Below are 17,783 nucleotides of genomic sequence, written 5' to 3' on the forward strand. Positions count from 1 at the left end.
CACGGTCAGCAGCTCTCGCCGAACTTGACGGTCTCGATCGTCACCGGTTGCCCGTCGAGCTTCGCCCCGGCCGCGGGAGCGGTCGAGCAGACCTGCCAGTTGGACTCGACGAGCACCATCCGGCCCTGGCCGGACACGTCGTTGACCCTGATGCCGGTGGAGCCGTCGAGCGCCTGGCGGGCGACCTTGACGGACTTACCCGTGAAGTCCGGCATGGTGGAGCCGGCCTCCTCGGGCTCGCCCTGGTCACCGCCCGCGGGACAGCTCTCCTCGAGCTTGACGGCACCGAAATCTACCTCTGTGTCCGTCGGTTGCGTGCCGGAGGCGGGGCTCTGGGAGCAGACCTTCCAGTTCCGATCGAGGATCTGATTGCGGCCCCGGCCGAGCGCATCGTGGGACGTGAGGTGGTAGAAGCCGACGGCCTGTGCCTCGTCCTGAGCGCTCTGCAGCCCCTTTCCTGCCATGTCCGGCAGCTTCGCAGTGGACTCGGCGTCGACCGCAGGCTCCTCGGCCGACTCGCCGGGGCCGATGGCCGACGCCCGGGGAGCCGAGGGCGCGGTGGATGCAGCGTCGACCGTGCCGGGGTCGGTGGTCGGACCGCAGGCGGTGAGGGCTGCGAGCAGCAGCGTCGCGGCTGCGGAGACACGGGTGATGCGCATGTTGAACCCCAAAGCGGTTGCAGATGAGAGTGGCCCGTTGTGCGGACACGGATGGGACGCGTTGCCCCGCGGGTCGCCCCCGGAAAGGTGCTCCACCGGTGAGTCGGACCAGCTCTGCGGCACCGACCCATCCAGTATGCAGTTCGTGCACTCAGTTCACAACTACATGTTGGACATCTCCCGTGCACCCCTGCCCTTCGGCGCGCGGGGCGCATAGGCTCTGAGCCCGTTCAGAGCCGAACACCAGGGTGGGAGAGGGCTATGAAGAAGGACACGCTGGAGTACGAGCGTGCGCTGGACGCCGTGGTCGACATCCTGCGGGAGCGGGCACGCGCCGGGGCGGCACCGCTGACGTACGGCGATCTCAGCACCGACTTGGCTCGGAGGGGCCACCACGTCCCCGCATTCGAGGGTCCCATGCCCTACCTGCTCGAGGCCGCTTCCGTCCGGGAGAGTCCGGACGGGTCACTGCCCCTGCTCTCGGCACTCGTGGTCCTGCGGGAGACCGGCCGGCCGTCCGGCGGCTTCTTCAAACTGGCCCGGCGTGCGCCGTACAAGCGACCGGGTGACGACATGGAGCTGTGGATCAAGGAGATCAACCGGCTCGCGAGTCACTTCTCCCTTCGCTGAGGACCTGCCGGCAGGTGTGGGACAGACCGCCGCAGTCCCGTACGAGGGGAGCGATCTGTGAGTGAGCACGGCTCCGAGTTGAACCAACGCCCCCATCCCACGTCCGGGTGTCCGATTCCGCGCCCCCACAACGGGCTCGAGCCACCCTGGCGGTGCGGACCGGGCCACACCGCCTGCGGTGGCGGCTGCGGAAGAACGGCGCCCACCGCCTCGGGACCCTCACCCGCCGCAGAGTTCCTCGGCGCGGGCCAGGACGCCTTCCGCCAGACCACGGAATTCTCGGTAGCAGGTCTGCACGTACTTCTGGGTGCTGCCGAGTGCGCCGTCCGCGGCCTTCAGGTCGAACATGGGCTTTCTGGCGTCGTGTGCGAGCGGCATGAGGCTGCGGTAGTTACGGAGGGTGGCGATGCGGTTCTGGTCTTCATCGGCCTGGGGCGCCCCCTCGTCCAGCACGGCCGCCGAGTAGACCCACGGAATGCGTTGCAACCACCGCTCGTAGGCCTTCACCGGTCTGTCGAGCCGCATCTCCGGCTGCATGATCACATAGCCGAGAGGGCGCATCTCCGCGCGTGGTGCGGAGAAGCCGACGGGGACGCGGGGCAGGACGAGTTGCTGCCAGTCCCTGCGCCAGGCGCGCAGGGTGGGGCCGAGGTTACTGAGGCCCTTCAGGGAGAAGAGGTCGGCCGCGAGCGGCATGAGCACGCTGTCGGCCGCGATCAGCGCCGCCCGGTTGATCGCCCCGAGGTTGGGCCCGACGTCGATCAGGACGATGTCCGCGCCGATCTCCTCGGCCGCCTGCTCCACCACGCGGTGGAAGGCTGTGGTGGTACGGATCGCCGCGATGTCACCCGCGAACGTCTTGAACCACTCGCTGGAGAGCTTGTCCTCGAAACGGCTGAGGTCGAGGCTTCCGGCCAGCAGCCAGAGGCCCGACTGGAGTTCGGCGGGTTCGATGGGGGCGACGTCGCCCGTTCCTTCCAGGATGGGACGCACCGCGTCGGCGATCGTCTGCCCGTTGCGCACCCGACCGGTGCCGGGCAGGGCCGGGGACACCGCCCCTTGGGCGATCAGCTCGGACTTATTGTCCCAGAGTTCCTCGATCTCGTTCTCGTCCAGGCACATCGAGGTGAGGTTCGCCTGGGGGTCCAAGTCGACGGCGAGGACCGTCAGTCCGAGCCTGCGGAACATGTGGGCCAGGTGGTAGGTCAGAGTCGTCTTCCCCACCCCGCCCTTGTTGTTGAAGAGTGCGATCGACGTGCGGTTCATGAGGCCCTCCGGAGGACGACGGCCCACGACGAATCGTCGACCTGGAATTCGGCCGGCGGGTTTCCGTTGCGGGCGAGCGCCGCCTGCACCCGCCCGATCCCCCGTCCGAACCGGTTCACGTAGCCGAGCCCTTTCATCGCCGCCGCAAGGGACGGGTTGCGGTAGTCGTTCACCCTGTCGAAGTTGTCGTCCCTCACCTGCCCGTAAGGTCCTCCCGGATTGGTCACCTCGATCCGATCGTCGAACCAGGCGATACGCACGGGCGCGTACGAGGTCTCGTAGTTGCGGTGCATCAGGGCGTTCATCGTCACTTCACGCAGCGCCTCCAGCGGGTAGTCGGGCTGCGGTGTCTCGCGGAAGCCCTCCTCCACCAGACGCGTACGGATGTTGCTGCGGAGAAGGGGTTCGAGCCGGGACGCGACCCCCACGATGTTCTGGCGCAGTTCCTGGTCGTCGGCGACGGGAGCGTCGAGGTCCACGCCCTGGTAGCGGACGAACTGCACGTACGCACCGGGAATGTGGCTGCTCGGATCGAGCCCGACGATGAGCGTTCCGAGGGTGGTCGGCCGTCCGTCCGGGGTGGTGAGGTGCAGCGAGGAGAGCTGTTGGCGCACCGGCCGCCCGTTCTCCTCAATGACCTCGGGACCGACCATTGAGGGCAGATAGGCCGTCCGGAACAGATCGAGGTCCAGGTCGTCGAGGCTCGCACACGGCACCGGCCTCTTGTCGAACGGCCCGTCTCCGGCCCGCCGGCGCTCCGTGAGGACCCGCTCGTCCTCACGGGTGGCCTTGCGAGTGGTCGGACCGGGCCGGACCCAAACGACGCCGTCGAAGCGTACGGGCAGCGCGGCCGATGCCTCCACGTGGATGTGGACCACCGGTTTGCCCTGATAGACCGCGGCCTGCACGGTGAAGGACGGCCGGTCCAGGATCCTGCCGTCGTCCCGGAGGTCGGTCAGGGCCAGGAGGGCGCGGTCGCCGACGTCCACTTCGTCGACCGGGGTCCCGTCGTCGGCGACGCCGATGAGGATGTCACCGCCGCCCTTGCCGGCGAGATCGTTGGCCATCGCGCAGACCGCATTGCCGATGGCGTCACCGCGCTTACCCTCCCTCTTCGCAGTCCGCTTGAACTCCAGGGTCGCGCTCTCACGGGTTCCGAGGACGTCGGCCAGGTCTGCGTCGTGTGCGTTCACACCGGGTATTCTGCCGTTTTTCTCGTACGTGGGAACGCCGGGTCGGCTCCCTCAAGACGTGGACCACCTGCTCGGCCGTCAATCTTCTGGCCCGGCCTCCTCGGTGAACTCGCGGGCCGGCTGATCACCGTTGCCAAGTCTTCACCGCCTGCAGCTCCGCTGCGACTGCGTTGAGTTCTGCCAACAGCTCGGCAGCGCTCGTCCTGAGGGCCTGCCCATGCTCCGGGGAGCGGCTGGCGGGAAGCTCCGATTCCGGAGCGGTGAGGGCCAGCCATGCGCGAGCGAGGCGCATCAATCGTTTCGTCCGCTTGGTCCTCCTGTACGCGCCACCGAGGTCGGACATCTTCCGCTCCACGCGGTCGTACAGCGCACGGACCTGTCGTGTCTCTCCGGCAGTCGCGTGCCGGGCAGTGGTTTGCTCCTGCTTGGTCTTGTGCTGCTGAACGCCTCTGAGTGACGCGCCCACGTCCCTCCACTGCTGCGCGGTGAGAGTGCGTGTCGGAGCGGTGACGGGACGCCGACGTGGCACCAGACGTGGTGACGTTCCATACAGTGCGATGCCCCGTTCCCTCTCCTGCTTCACCCAGGCGTGCAGGGGCGGCGAATCGGTCGACAGGCCCTGGGCGCCCCCAATTCCGAGTTGGTGGAGTACCGCGGGCAGGGAGGACAGGAGGCCGCCGTTGTCGCCGAGCAGCAGCACCGACAGGACGGCTTTGGAGTCCCAGAGCGGGCTGTCGACCTCGACGAGGAAGTCGACCAGCTCGCGCTCCGACATGCCCTGGAGCGGCTTGCCGAGTTGTGCTCGGAGGTCAGGCCAGCGCAGCGTGCGCCCTTCCGCCGCGGCGTCTGTGAGGATCTCGCGGACACGAACGACGGCCTGGTCCCGGGTGAGGGCCACCGCGTCTGCCTTCGGCTGTTGCTTCCGGACCGCCGCCGACGGCACCGCGTGCGGGGGCGCGCCGGGTGCCGGTCGATCCGGCTTACGTGTTCCGGGTGCCGGCACCGGCTTCTTCTCGGGCGGCGCGGGAAGCACCCCGGCGAGGCCCGTGCGGGCCACCTCGTGGGCGTCGAGGCGTACGAAGCGGTCCAGGCGGACGGCCCACCCGTCGACGCCTTCACGAACCAGCATGCTCGCGCGGTCGACGGCGCGGTAGACGTGCGCTGCGGACGGCGGTGCGGTGTCGTCGGGCAGGGACAGCATCGCGCGCACGACGGGGCTGCCCGCCGGTCTGACGTCCGCCATGACCAGGCGCCGCCCCTCGGAGGCGAACGGTGACCCGTCGGGGACGGCGGCTCCCTCGTCCAGCGCGAAGACGAGGGGGCCGGCGAGGGGGAACGTGAACGGCTCCGTCCGCCTGGCGAGTGGCAGCGTGGCCCCGGCGGAGGGGGCCAGCAGGCCGGCCTGCTCGATCCGGCAGTCCTCCAGAGGGTCCCAGCGGACGGATGGCCGGTCGTGCGTCCGGGTGCCGATGTACACGCGGCGCTCACCGCCCCGGGTTTCCAGTCGGAAGCGCAGGGTGTAGCCGTTACGGGCGAGGATCTCCTCGGTGAGTGGCCCGTCCGCGCCGAAGAACCAGTCGACCTCGTCGACGTCGCCGGCGAGGTCGAGGTTCGCCGTGCGCCAGCTCCGGTAGTCGAGGGACGAGAGCTGGAAGCGGAGCCTGCGGCGGGCGGCGGGCAGGTGCAGGTCCACCGCGCCGCCGGGACCCGAGCCGAGGTCACGGGTCCGGACTTCGCCCCGCTGTCCGTGCCTGTCCAGCAGCCTGCGCAGGCTCCGCTTGATGAACAGGTGGTCGGCACTGGACTCGCCTGTGGCGGCACGTCCGCAGGTGGGTCCACCGGCCACGTGGGCGAAGTGGCACACCTTGTCGTGGTAAAGGCGGTCCATCAGCTTGCCGCCGCATCCACCGAGTTCATAGCCGCACCAGTAGGTGTACTTCAGGTGGCGCCGGCGCCAGACCTCCAGCTCCGAGGCTTCCATGGGCAGGATCACCGGGTGGTCGGACTTGCTGTTGCCGATCACGGCTGTCTGTACGAGACGGTGGTCGAGCATGGAACCTCGCAGGGAACGCCCGGGAAGTCTTCACCCAGCCGGGCACGGGCGACGCGAACGGGAACAGTATCTTCCCCATGCACTCAGTTCACAAGAGTAGATCGCCGTGACGGATCCGCCATCGCCTGGTCCTCCTCCGCGGCAGCGCGGCGGAAGGGACGCGACACGGACGCCGGCGAGAGGGCCACTTCGGCCCAGACGGTCTTCGTGTACGCGTCCCGCACCTCGCAGCCCCATCGTTCGGCGTACGCCGCGACGAGCAGCAGTCCACGCCCCGACGGGGCGTCGGGCGCCGCCGGTTCGGCCGCAGGGTCGCGGGGGCGGTGCCCCGGACGGGTGTCGGTCACCTCGACGCGGACGGTGCCGTGCTCGGGCAGGTGGAACAGCGTCAGGCGGAAGTCCCGGCCGGGAGTGCGACCGTGGGTGACCGCGTTGGCCGCCAGCTCGGCCGTGACGAGGGCGACGGCCCGTGACGTCTCGGAGTCGTACGGGGATGCCCGAGGCCGCGAGTTGCTGTCCGGCGAGGCGACGGGCGAGACGGGCTCCGCGTGCGGTGCTGCTGAGACGGACAGTGAGGTGTGGGGCGCCGGCGGGCGGATCCACTCTGATGTTGGTCGGCTTCACAGGGTTACCGTCCCGTCACGCGGACAGCGGACAGCGGACAGCGGAGACGAGGTCGGACCTCCGTACCCGGTCATGCGGTACGGCCGCTGTACGGGTTCGTACGGCAGGTGTACGGGAGCGGGCGCGTGGCCGGAACACCGGGTCGGTCGTTGTCGCTCACGACGGGACGCTGCGCGGAACGAGGGAGCGCGATGGGCAGGACCACCCAGCGAGAATGCGGGACCACCGGCCGGCGCGGACCGGACACGGAACGTCCGGCGGCCTGGAGCGCCTACGGCAAGCTGGTCCGTCTCTTCCGTGAACGGGCCGGCCTCACCCAGCAGGCCCTCGCCGAGGCGATCGACTACTCGCTGGAGCAGGTCGCCTCCGTCGAACAGGGGCGGAGACCGGCGAAGGCGGCCTTCACGGAGGCCGCGGAGCGGGTGCTGGAGGCGGGCGGGGCGCTGCGGGTGCTCCAGGAGGACGTGGACCGGGCGAAACTTCCGCTGTTCTTCCAGGACTTCGCCTCCTTGGAGGCAGAGGCGGTCAGCCGCTTCTCGTACGACCCGATGCTGGTGCCGGGGCTGTTGCAGACGGAGGCGTACGCCCGTGCCCTTCTTGAAGCGCACTTCCCGCCCCTCGAAGAGGAGGCCATCGAGCAGCACCTCAGCGCCCGGCTCGCCCGGCAGTCCCTGCTGACGCGCAGGAATGCGTGTGTCGTGTTTTCGTTCATCCTCGAAGAAGGCGCCCTTCAGCGGATGGTGGGTGGTAGGGCCGTCATGCGGGAGCAACTCGCGCGGCTGCGGGACCACACCCGCATGCGGAACGTTGAAGTTCAGGTGATGCCGACCCAGCGGGCCGCGCACAGTGGGGTCAACGGCCAGATCGTCCTGCTGGAGACCGTCGAACGACGGCAGTTCGTGTCCATCGAGGCCCAGGGAATCGTGAACATCCGCTCTGACCGGAACGAGGTGAGCGAGTTCTGCCTCCAGTATGGAATGCTGCGCTCACAGGCCCTCAACACCGAGGAGTCTGCCAGGTTCATCGAGCGCTTGGCAGGGGAGCTATGAGCATCGATCAGCACGTTGAGCAGCCCGGCGGCCTCGTCTGGTTCAAAAGCAGCCACAGCGGAACCAACGGCGGTGACTGCGTCGAGGTGGCCGTCGGCCCGGGTGCCGTGTGCGTGCGGGATTCCAAGGCCGTAGCCGACGGGCCCGTGCTACGGGTCGGTCGGGACGAGTGGGCCGCGTTCGTGGCGCTCGCGGCCGTGTGACATCACCGGCTTCCGCCGTACTCGCACAAACACCGGCCACCGAGGAAGTCGCCGAAGCGTCGAGGCCGTCACGCCTCGATGCGCAGCCAGGTGTCGCCGGTGCGGAGCCAGAGGATGCCGTCACGGCCTTGGCCGCATCGGAGGACGACCCGGCCGGGTACATCGAGTACGCGGTGATCAGTCACCGTCCAGGTGGCGCCGTCGAGTTCGGCGCGAGTGAGTTCAACGGTGCGCTGGTTGTGGTGGCGGTGGGTCAGTACCGCCTGGTTGCCGCGGATCGCGAAACCATCCGGGTCACGGACGGGGCTGGGACAGGTCGTCACTTCGCCGGTGGACGGGGTGATGCGGGTCAGGAAGGTGCCGAACCTACCGCCCGCGTACCAGACCAGCCACACCTGGTCACCGTCGGTCGCGGCCGTGCAGCCTTCCAGTGGGTAGCTGGGCAGTCGGTCCTGCAGACGCCAGATCGCCCGGCCGTCGGTGTCCCAGCCCGCGAGGCCGGCACCGGACTCGGGGTGCCCCCCGAAGATGCCCTCGTCCCCGTAGGTCGTCCAGACCCGTCCGTGGCGGTCGGTCACGAGTGCGGGGATGTCGTCGCCAACGCAGAACTCTCCGTCCGGCGTGCCTGACGCGGAGTACACCACGGCGTTGGGTGCCCAGAGGCCGTCGGTCTTGTTCCGTGACGTACGTCCGCTCACCAGCAGGAACCGCGAGTCCGGAAGCAGGGCCAGGTGGCTGGGGCGGCCCTGGATGTTCTCCACCGTGATGCGCCGCTCTCTTTGTCCCGTCACGGTGACCAGCTCGCCGGTGAACGGGCCCTTCGGCTGCCAACCAACCCACCCCTTGATGTAGGGGATGTGCTCCAAGTACCGCCGGTGGACGAGCAGTACCGAGAGTTCACCGGCCGGGCCGACGCTCCACCACAGTGCCTTGCGCCCTTGCGCGAGGTCGGCGGCGGGCACGCTCCATGCCTCGTGCACTGCGGCGTCGGCGTGATGACTTGTCGAATGGCGCGTCATCGAGATCGGTCACCTCAGGTACTCCGGAGGCCGACGCCGTCCGAAGGTCCCCACCTTACTGGTCATGGGAACAGTGTCATACGGGTTTCCGTACGAGCCTTGTACGGGCCTGGGGCCGTGCCCACGCCGCTACGACTCGCGTTGGACAAGGTCCCCCGGCTGCGGGCTGAGCGTGGCTGCGGCAGCCGGTGGGCGGGGTGCGTTCCGGGACGGAAGGGCGTGAGGCATGAGCACGGTACGGGAGACGCGGAGCGGTCAGGCGGCGAAGGAGGAGGGCGGGGGCGATCTGCCGGGCGCGTGGGCGGCGTACGGGAGGCTGCTCCAGCATCTAAGGAAGCGGGCCGGGCTGAACCAGCAGCAGCTCGGGGAGGCCATCGACTACTCGCTGGAGCAGGTCGCCTCAGTCGAACAGGGGCGGCGGCCGGCGAAGGCGACGTTCACGCGGGCGGCGGACCGGGTGCTGGAGGCGGGTGGAGTGCTGGAGGTGCTCCAGGACGAAGTGGATCGGGCGAAGCTGCCGCGCTTCTTCCGCAACTTCGCGGTCATCGAGGCGGAGGTGGTGAGCAGGTTCGAACATGAGCCACTGCTGGTTCCGGGGCTGCTGCAGACGGAAGGGTATGCGCGAGCCTTGTTTGCTGGGCACTGCCCGCCGCTCGGCGAAGAAGTCGTTGACCAGCACACGGAGGCGCGGCTGGGTCGGCAGAAGCTGCTAACACGGGTGCCGCTCGCGGAGCTGTCCTTCATCATCGGCGAGGAGGCCCTGCGAAATCCGGTTGGTGACAGGGATGTCATGCGCGGACAATGGCAACGCCTGCTGGACGTCGGTGCGTTGCGCAACGTCGAGGTGCAGGTCATGCCGGCCGCTCCCGGGTTCCACTCAGGTCTGAACGGGCCGTTCGTGGTGCTGGAGACCAGTGGGCACCAGCACCTCGGATACATCGAGTCCCAGGAAGTCGGGTGCGTTGTCCATGAGTCAGCAGAGGTCAGCGCCTTCGGGCTGCGGTATGGCAAGCTGCGATCGCAGGCTCTGAACGGCGTCGAGTCTGCGCGGCTGATCGAACGGCTGGTGGAGGAGACATGAGCGTGGAACAGGTACCCGAGCACGTGGACCGGCTGCGCTGGTTCAAGAGCAGCTACAGCGGCTCGGGGGGCGGCAACTGCGTGGAAGTGGCCGCCGGTCTCGACGCCGTGTACGTACGGGACTCCAAGGTTGCGGGCGACGGACCGATGCTGCGGGTCGGCCGGGACGAGTGGGCGACGTTCGTCGAGCTCACAGCGGGATAACGCCGACCAGGACTCCCGAGCGAACAGCGGGCTGGTTCACGTCACTTGAGGTGACGTGCACCAGCCCGTTGTCATTCCGCCGACTCAGAAGAGGGCGCCCTCGGCGCCCTCACCGAAATCCGACCCACCTCGCGCAGCGAGCTGTTCCTTGCGCTTCCGGACGGCCTCTAGGGAGGGCGGGGGCAGGCCGGGGCGCTTCTCCCTGGCCTTCTTCTCCGTCACTCCCTTGTGCAGACCGAGGTGCACCTCGTCCGCATAGGTCTGGTGGTTCAACTGACGCAGCCGGTCAATGATCTCGGTCCGAGCCAGCAACCCGATGGTGTAGCGGGTCCCCTGGTCGGTCTCGTGGAAGCCGTGATCGAGGGGGAAGGTCTCGTGGGTCGGGTCAGCCGGTGAAGTGTGCCCGGAGTCATCCAGAAGGTCTCGCCAACCGTATGCCTCAACACTGGCCTCGTCGATCTCCTGATGGATTCGGCGGAGTTCGATGATTTCTGGATCTTGACACTCTGACTGGTGGACCAGGTTGCAGGTGTCAGTAAGCCCCATTCCACGAGAGAGCATCAGTTGCCGCCGATGCGAGTGCAGTCGCTCCCCTGCCTCACGAAGTCGTTCCGACAGAGGGGGACGAACCAAAGTCTCGAAAACATCGGTGGTCGTATAACGCAAATCGCCCTTGATTGTTGAGCCACGATCCAAGGCCCACCAATAATGCGGAGCGCTACTCAACAGAGCGAGAAGTGCGCGATCTCCGGATGCAAACAAAGCCAGTGCATGCGAAAATACCTGCCCTGTCGGCACGAGAACCGGCATAGCGGTCGGCGTGTGGATAGTCATCACGATACAATTTGGCAAGCCAGAGATAGCAGTGAGCATCGCGGGGCGCTTCTCAGCGTACTGCCACCAATAGTCGCGATAGACCTTGCGATTATTCTTGTCCCGCTCAGGCTTCACATCACGAAGCGCTTTGGCGTACGCCAGCGGATATTCTTTAGCCCGACCTTCCGACCAGTCATGAAAGTCAATAATCCATCGATCCGATACATGATCGGGCCGATTATTAACATCCTTCCCGTTGATGAACGGGAAGAGGACTTCCCTGTATCGTTCGTCTTCCTCGATCCATCGCGCAGCTTCGTCGCGCGGCAAGGTGAAACCGATACCATCGACCTTACTCCCAGTGAAAGAAATCCCAGCGTTGGCCGCAAGAGGCTCAACCAGCGATGACTCGCGAGTTACAGGAGTGAGTGAAGTTGAAATACCTTTAAGTGCTGGAACACCCGCCAGAACGGGAATAGCGTCACCCCCCATAGAGCCAGTTGTCCAAATCGCACAGTATTCCAGCACCGCCGAACTCGCTGGCCATGGCGCAGTTTTTACCGCTCGCCGAAAAGTGGTACCGCCACTCGCCAACTGATCTAGCGCCACTTCGCGACTATCGCCTTGAGCTAGCGTGTTCGTTGCAATGAGCCCCGCTTGCCCCTTAACATTCAGTAGCTGATGAACCCTCAGGGCGAAGTAGGCGACGAGATCAGCATTACCTCGCTTCCCACTAGCCACGTATTCGATGAGCTCTTCACGATAAGCCTCACCGAACGCCCCTGTAACTTTACTGCCACCCAAGAACGGAGGATTTCCTACAATCGCATCGAATCCCTTCCCTAGAGAAAATACCTCGGGAAACGCAAGTGGCCAGTGAACGGGTTTCCGAACCAAGCCCCCCTCCGGCAACTCAGCTTCCAGCCACTCCTCCGCTGTCGCCCGAGCCGCCCGCACCACCTCGGAGTCGTCTTCGACCCCCTCCTCCATAATCCGCTGGACGATCCACGCCGCATGAGGAAACAGATCCCGGACCCGCTCCCCGCCCCCTTCCTCGTACCAAGGCACCCGACCCGAAGCACAAGTAGCAATCGCCGCCCCCGCGATCAGGTCACCCACCAACCGCAGTCGCCGCGAATGCCGGTTGACCTCCTCCAGCCGCTCCCGTTTCTTCTGGAGCGCCGGCAGGTCGACGCCCTTGATGGCGGTGATCGCCAGGCGTTCGTGCGTCAGCTCGTCCACCAACTGCCGTGCCTGTTCCGCCAGGACGTCGGTCTGCCCCTGCGGCTTCATATGGACGGACTGGAGCTGCTCCATGCTATGCACGCCCAGCAGCGAGTCGCCGCACACCAATCGGTCGTCCAGGAACGTGAAGGGGCGCTCCGGGTCCATCGACACCAGCCACAGCGACAGCTTGGCCATCTCCACGGCCATCGGGTTGATGTCCACGCCGTACAGGCAGTGCTCGATGATCTGGCGGCGGGCCTCGACCACCACCGGGTCCTGCTCGGCGTCGGCCGCCGTCACGGCGTCCACCGCACGCCCTGCCCGGTAGACCATCGCGTCCGTGCGACCCTCGTTCTCCCAGGCCTCGATCAGGCGGTCACCGAGGTAGCGGCAGGCCGCCACCAAGAACGCCGCCGAGCCCATCGCGATGTCCGCGACCTTCAAGTCCAGGATCTGGTCGACCGACTTCAGGCGCCACTCCCCCGTGTCCGCCGTCTGGAGGGGGCCCGGTTCGTACACCAGGGGCTCCAGCGCGTGCAGCACGACCTCCTCCGCCAGGAAGCGGGGCGTGTAGTGCGTGCCCGTGTTCTTCCGCAGTGAGGACTCGGTGACGTACAGGGTGCCGTTCGGGATGACCGTCGGCAGGCCTCGCAGGTCGTCGCGGAGGATGCCGACGAAGGGGAGCAGGCGCTCCGTCAGCGCCGGGTCCTTCGTCACCGCGTTCAGGCGGCGACGGGCCTCCGCCGACTCCTCCGTGCCCAGTGGGGCGAGCTTCTTCTCCAACTGGCCGGCCGTCGCGGGAGGCTTGGGGTCCTTCCACTTCTCGTGGATGGACTTGGCCAGCACAGACAGCGAGCCACCCGCTTTCGCCGCCAGGGACTCCAGTTCACGCAGCGGGACCTCGTGTTCCAGGCCCTCCGGGCCGATCAGGCCCACCATGTGCTCGGTGGCCCGGCGTCCGTCGTACGACAGCAGGCCCTCGTACACGTAGCCGATCTGCTCGACGTCCAGCGCGCGGAAGCTGAGCGTGCGGACTTCTCGGTCCTTGCCCTTGCCGACGCGGACCTCCTGCACGGCCTGGAGCATGTGCAGGACCGTACGGTCGTCGATGAGGAGGAGCGGGGTGGTGCGCTCCAGCCACGGGTACTTGTCCGGGTCGAAGATCGAGCCGTCGTAGGCGGGGAGGCGGAAGCCGGAGCCGGGGTGGTCCACTCCCCCGTGCACGGCGTGGAAGAGGGCGATTAGGCGGTGCCAGGCCGAGGTGGTGTGCTCGAGGGACGTCTCTCCCTCCTCGTCCGCCCGTGCCTTCAGCTCGTCGCGCAGGAAGCGGGCCGAGTACGAGCGGGCGTACACCTCGTTGTCGGCCGGCAGCAGGCCGCGCTCCTCGGCGAAGAGGAGGAAGACGACGCGCATCATCACCGCGACCGCGCCGCGGTAGATGTCGCTCGCCGGCACTCCCGACGCGTGCAGTCCTGCCGCGCCGTTCTCGACGGCACGCACGTCCGCCCGCCCGATCGCGTCGACGAGGAGTTCGACCGCCTGCCGGACCTGGACGCCCAGCGCCTCGGTGACGTCCTCGCCGGCCGCGAGGCTCGCCTTCAACAGCCCCACCAACGTCTCGGCATCGTCGTATTCGAAGAAGCGGCGGCGGCTCAGCAGGGACGCGAACGCGCGGACGACGTTGCGCTCCGCCGCCTCGTTCCAGCCGATGGAGTCGAAGACCGTCGTGGTCGTCACGCCGCCGAGCGGGGCCCAGACCAGGCACCACCAGCGGCCGTCGGTGACCAGGCCCAGCGGGACGCCGTGGTGGCGGAGCAGACGCGCCAGGCGGTCGGCCGGAGCCGCCGCCCAGTCGCCGCCACCCCCCGCTCGCGCAGTGGGCGCGGTACCCGCCGGGACCGTGACGCCCAGCAGTCGTACGCGCTTGGCGGCGGAGTCCGCGTCCGGCTCGGCGGCGAGGTCGGTGCCCGGTTCCACCAATGCGAAGTCCGGGCGGACCTCTGTGTTGTGCTCTGCAACCCGCAGGGTGAGACGGTCCAGGCCGTGGTGCTCGGAGTCGCCCTCGCGGAAGGTCAGGGCGTCGTCCCAGCCCAGGAGGCGGCGCAGGACGTAAACCACCCACGCGTCCCGCCCTGCGACCGTGTCGGTCTGCCAGTCGGCGTGGTGGGCGCGGAGGCGGGCGCGTTCGTCCTTCTCCAGGGTGTCGAGCTGGGGCCAGGCGCGCAGCAGGACGGGCATCGTGAGGAAGGGGCCGGAGACCTCGGTGAGGTCCAGCCACTCCTGGTGCTGCCGGCGGCCGTCGGCGGCCTGGGCCTTGGCGGCGGCTAGTCCACGGCTCATGGCACGGCGAGGGCTCATCGGCGGGCTTCCTTTGCGGGGATCACGAAGACGACGGCGGCGGGGAAGAGGTGGGAGCGGGGCTCGCGGTAGCGGGCTGCGATGGCGGCGAGTTCACGCTCGCGCTCGGTGGGGAGGCCCTTGAGGCGGTAGTCCCAGCGCTGGCGGTCCTCCTCGAACTGGCGGCGTTCGTGGCCGGTCAGTTCGTGGGTGGTGAGGAGAGCGAGCTGTTCGCCTTCACCGTCACCCTCCTCCTTGAGCTTCGCGCGCAGGGTGGCCTCGAAGCGGTCGAGGGTGGCCGTGATGCGGCGCTCCTCTTCCGTCCTGCGGTCGGCGAGGCGGCTCTCCAGCTGACGGCCGAGTTCGGCGGCGCGTGCCTCCAGGGAGCGGTACAGGGGGTCGCGGAGCTTGGGCCAGGCCTCCGTCAGTTCCCTGCGCAGGTGCGGGGCCGCCTCCGTGCCCTGGGTGAGGGCCTGGGACAGGACTCGGCCCTGCTCCCCCACCGACTCCCAGCGGCGGAAGCGTCCCGTGTCGCCGAACCAGCCGCCCGCGTACAGGACTTCCTCGTGCAGGCGGGTGCCGTCCGTGCCGACGAGGACGTAACGGGCGTACGCCGAGACGAGGGTCGTGGTGACGGCCGGGTCGTCGGTGACGACGGCGGTGACGCGGCTCAGGCCGACCGAGTCGGCGTTCCAGACGGCCGCCGTGAGCAGGCGCGTCGAGAGGGCGACGAGGGGGTGCTTGAGGTGGGCGAGGACCACGTCGTCCCTGCCCTGTGCGGCTACGGACGGGGAGAAGGCGAGGGGGCGCTGCTCGCCCTCGCGGAGTTTGTGGGCGAGGCCACGGGTTGCTCGCTCCCAACTGCCGGACAGGGGCTGTACGTCGAAGAGGTCGCCCGGTTCGAAGTCCTCGGCGCGGACCGTGGACGGCAGGAGCGGCGGCTGGTGGTCGAGGGCCAGGGCCGTGTCGACGACGCGCTTGACGTTGACCGGCGTCAGGCCCAGCGTGCCGACCGTCTCCTCGTACTGGTCGGCGAGCCGCTTCGTCTGTGCCGTGACGTTCTGCTCGGGGGCGACGTCGCCGCCCGTGCGGCGGCCCTTGATGGGCTTGGGCTTGGCGTTTTCGATGTCGACGGGGGCGCTGTCGCCGGTCATGCGTCGTTGTACGGCGTCGGCGAGGACGGCGTTGACGGAGCCGAGGTCCTGCTCCATGCGGGCGACCTTCTTGGCGACGCGGGAGAGGAACTCCAGGTCGGCCTCGTAGGAGCCGGCCTGGGCCTGCTGCCAGCCGGAGCCGATGAAGTGGGCGATCTCCGGGTCCTTCTTCTGGCCCCAGCGGTCGATGCGGCCGATGCGCTGTTCGAGCTTGTTGGGGTTGAAGGGGATGTCGTAGTTGACCAGGCGGTGGCAGTGGTTCTGGAGGTCGATGCCCTCGCCGGCGGCGTCGGTGGCGAGGAGGATGCGGACCCTGCCCTCGGCGCGGGACGGCTCGGTCTGGAAGCCGAGGCGGATGCGCTCGCGTTCCTCGGTCGACAGGCCGCCGTGCAGGCGCTCGACGCGGCCGTTGTCGGTGAGTTCCTCCTGCTGGAGGAGGTCGTGGAGCCACTCCTGGGTGTCGCGGTACTCGGTGAAGACGACGACCCGTTCGTTGGTCCAGTGCTTGCCGTCGGACGTCCGGCAGATGGCCTTGATCTCGCGGATCAGGGCTTCGGCCTTGGAGTCGGGGGCGGCCTCGTGGGTGAGGGCCCAGCGCTCCATCTCCTGGAGCAGGTCGAGTTCCTGACCGTCCTCGGCGGGGGTGAGGGAGGTGGAGCGGGTCAGGGCATCGTCCTCGGCGTCGACCAGGCCGGTGTCGTCGAGGTCGGCGACGAGGTCGGCGAACTCCTCGAGCCACTCGGGGACTTCGGCGGCGGCCGAGCGACCGCGCGCGGGGCCGCCGGTGTCCTCCAGGTGGGAGAGGTAGACCTGGACGGTGTGCAGGAAGGCGGCCGGGGAGGAGAAGAGGCGCTTCTTCAGCAGCAGGGTCACCAGGTCGGCCGCCCGGCGCCCGCCCCGGGCCTTCGGGGTGAGCTTCTTGCGGCGCAGCTCGGCGAACGAGCCGAGCAGTTCGTGGATCGCCCGCTCCTGCCGCGTGTAGTCGACGGAGAGCTCGCGCGTGACGCGGGTGCGGAAGCGGGGCGTGCCGTCGGCGTTCGTGACCGTCGACTTCAGGCGGCGTACGACGGTGTCCTTCAGCGCCTCCCTGTCGGGGTCGACGCCGCGGGCGAAGCGCTGGTCGTCGATGAGTTCGAGAAGGGCGGTGTACGACTCGGGGTAGCCGTTGTGCGGGGTGGCGGAGAGGAAGAGGCGGTGTTCGAAGTGCGGGACGAGGCGCCGGATCAGCTTCGTCTGCTGGGAGTCGACGGCGTACACCTGCTTGGGTGCGGCGGGCGCGACGTGGTGGGCCTCGTCGAGGACGAGGAGGTCGAAGAAGCGCTTGTGCTCGCCGTCGGTGCTCTCCTCGGGGGCGCCGATGACCTCGTCGAGGAGCCGCTGGGCCTTCTGGCCGCGCAGCCAGGGCAGGGAGACGATGGTGAGCGGGTGGACGCGGAAGGGGTTGGCCGCTGTGCCGTGGGTGCGGCGCAGGCGGGCGCAGTGCTCGGAGTCGACGATGGTGAACTCGAGGCCGAACTTTTCGGCCATCTCGTCGCGCCACTTGAGGGTGAGGCCGGCCGGGCAGACGACCATGGTGCGGCGGGCCCGGCCGCGCAGCAGCAGTTCCTGGACAACGAGTCCGGCCTCGATGGTCTTGCCGAGGCCGACGTCGTCGGCGAGGAGGAGGTTGACGCGGGGTGCGCCGACGGCGCGGGAGACCGGCTCCAGCTGGTACGGCTCGACGGCGACGCCGGAGCGGAACGGGGCCTGGAGGGTCTTGGCGTCGGCGGAGGCCACGGCGGACCAGCGGACCGCGTCGAGGAACGCGGCGAGGCGGCTCGGGGAGTCGTATGCGCCGGTGGAGGCGTCGGGGAGGGAGCCGGCGGGCAGGACACGGCGGCCTGGTTCGACCTCCCAGATGACGGAGAGGGTGTCGCCGAAGCGGCCGTCGGCGACGGACTGGAGGTGGACGAGGGTGGCGGGCCTGCGCGTCTCGACGCCGTCGCCGGCCCCGGGAGCGTCGGGGGCCTGGGACGGCTCGACGCGGGCGACCACCCAGGACTGGCCGCGCACCTCGACGAGGTTGCCCTCCTCGGGGAGCTGTTCGGCCTCTGTCCGCTCGGTGTCGCGCTGGGCTGCTGGCGTCATGGGCGCTGTTCCCCTCGGGTGTCTCCTGCGGCCGTCCGTAGACAGTGTCCTGTCTCCCCTCCGGGCGGCGCGGTCGCAGCGTAACACGCAGCATTGCCTGTGAACATAGATTACGAAACCATCGGGGTCCGGTCAAGTCAGG

The 17,783-nt window shown here is 68.5% G+C and carries 12 protein-coding genes and 1 pseudogene; 5 read left to right on the plus strand and 8 right to left on the minus strand.

Features of this window, described 5'->3' with window-relative positions; translation table 11 throughout:
* Positions 1–5: 5 nt before the first annotated feature.
* Complete coding sequence (locus HZS56_RS01200; RefSeq protein WP_216718732.1) at positions 6–659, minus strand: PASTA domain-containing protein; 654 nt, start codon at positions 657–659, stop codon at positions 6–8.
* Between the two features lie 261 nt (positions 660–920).
* Here HZS56_RS01200 and HZS56_RS01205 point away from each other — a divergent pair, with 261 nt between their 5' ends.
* The gene (locus HZS56_RS01205; protein ID WP_216718733.1) at positions 921–1,289 is read left to right on the plus strand and encodes a hypothetical protein; all 369 of its coding nucleotides are present in this window, start codon (positions 921–923) and stop codon (positions 1,287–1,289) included.
* 219 nt (positions 1,290–1,508) lie between these two features.
* Here HZS56_RS01205 and HZS56_RS01210 read toward each other — a convergent pair whose 3' ends face one another.
* From HZS56_RS01210 to HZS56_RS01225, 4 genes and pseudogenes are all read right to left on the minus strand, one after another.
* Positions 1,509–2,555 (minus strand): ParA family protein, encoded by a 1,047-nt coding sequence (locus tag HZS56_RS01210; protein WP_216718734.1) that lies wholly within the window; start codon positions 2,553–2,555, stop codon positions 1,509–1,511.
* Positions 2,552–3,748, minus strand: a complete 1,197-nt coding sequence (locus HZS56_RS01215; protein ID WP_216718735.1) for an ATP-binding protein — start codon at positions 3,746–3,748, stop codon at positions 2,552–2,554. Before HZS56_RS01215 ends, HZS56_RS01210 begins: the two co-directional genes overlap by 4 nt.
* Before the next feature lie 124 nt (positions 3,749–3,872).
* The gene (locus HZS56_RS01220) at positions 3,873–5,801 is read right to left on the minus strand and encodes a hypothetical protein (protein ID WP_216718736.1); all 1,929 of its coding nucleotides are present in this window, start codon (positions 5,799–5,801) and stop codon (positions 3,873–3,875) included.
* 83 nt (positions 5,802–5,884) lie between these two features.
* Positions 5,885–6,425 (minus strand): annotated as a pseudogene (locus HZS56_RS01225) (ATP-binding protein).
* Positions 6,426–6,616: 191 nt separating this feature from the next.
* Here HZS56_RS01225 and HZS56_RS01230 point away from each other — a divergent pair.
* A complete protein-coding gene (locus tag HZS56_RS01230; protein ID WP_216718737.1) occupies positions 6,617–7,474 on the plus strand; it encodes a helix-turn-helix domain-containing protein in 858 nt (285 codons plus the stop codon).
* Complete coding sequence (locus HZS56_RS01235; protein ID WP_216718738.1) at positions 7,471–7,677, plus strand: DUF397 domain-containing protein; 207 nt, start codon at positions 7,471–7,473, stop codon at positions 7,675–7,677. Before HZS56_RS01230 ends, HZS56_RS01235 begins: the two co-directional genes overlap by 4 nt.
* A gap of 68 nt (positions 7,678–7,745) precedes the next feature.
* Here HZS56_RS01235 and HZS56_RS37925 read toward each other — a convergent pair whose 3' ends face one another.
* The gene (locus tag HZS56_RS37925; protein WP_253913537.1) at positions 7,746–8,696 is read right to left on the minus strand and encodes a hypothetical protein; all 951 of its coding nucleotides are present in this window, start codon (positions 8,694–8,696) and stop codon (positions 7,746–7,748) included.
* A 226-nt stretch (positions 8,697–8,922) separates the two neighbouring features.
* Between HZS56_RS37925 and HZS56_RS01245 the strand changes: the two genes are divergently transcribed.
* Both HZS56_RS01245 and HZS56_RS01250 read left to right on the plus strand, forming a co-directional pair.
* The gene (locus HZS56_RS01245) at positions 8,923–9,777 is read left to right on the plus strand and encodes a helix-turn-helix domain-containing protein (protein WP_216718739.1); all 855 of its coding nucleotides are present in this window, start codon (positions 8,923–8,925) and stop codon (positions 9,775–9,777) included.
* On the plus strand, positions 9,774–9,980 hold the full coding sequence (locus HZS56_RS01250) for a DUF397 domain-containing protein (RefSeq protein ID WP_216718740.1): 207 nt from the start codon (positions 9,774–9,776) through the stop codon (positions 9,978–9,980). The genes HZS56_RS01245 and HZS56_RS01250 overlap by 4 nt, the downstream gene beginning before the upstream one ends.
* Positions 9,981–10,064: 84 nt before the next feature.
* Here HZS56_RS01250 and HZS56_RS01255 read toward each other — a convergent pair whose 3' ends face one another.
* A complete protein-coding gene (locus tag HZS56_RS01255) occupies positions 10,065–14,381 on the minus strand; it encodes an Eco57I restriction-modification methylase domain-containing protein (RefSeq protein ID WP_216718741.1) in 4,317 nt (1,438 codons plus the stop codon).
* On the minus strand, positions 14,378–17,641 hold the full coding sequence (gene drmD / locus HZS56_RS01260) for a DISARM system SNF2-like helicase DrmD (RefSeq protein WP_216718742.1): 3,264 nt from the start codon (positions 17,639–17,641) through the stop codon (positions 14,378–14,380). Before drmD ends, HZS56_RS01255 begins: the two co-directional genes overlap by 4 nt.
* Positions 17,642–17,783 lie beyond the last annotated feature (142 nt).

Source organism: Streptomyces mayonensis, from assembly GCF_018982965.1.
GTDB classification, from domain to species: domain Bacteria; phylum Actinomycetota; class Actinomycetes; order Streptomycetales; family Streptomycetaceae; genus Streptomyces; species Streptomyces mayonensis.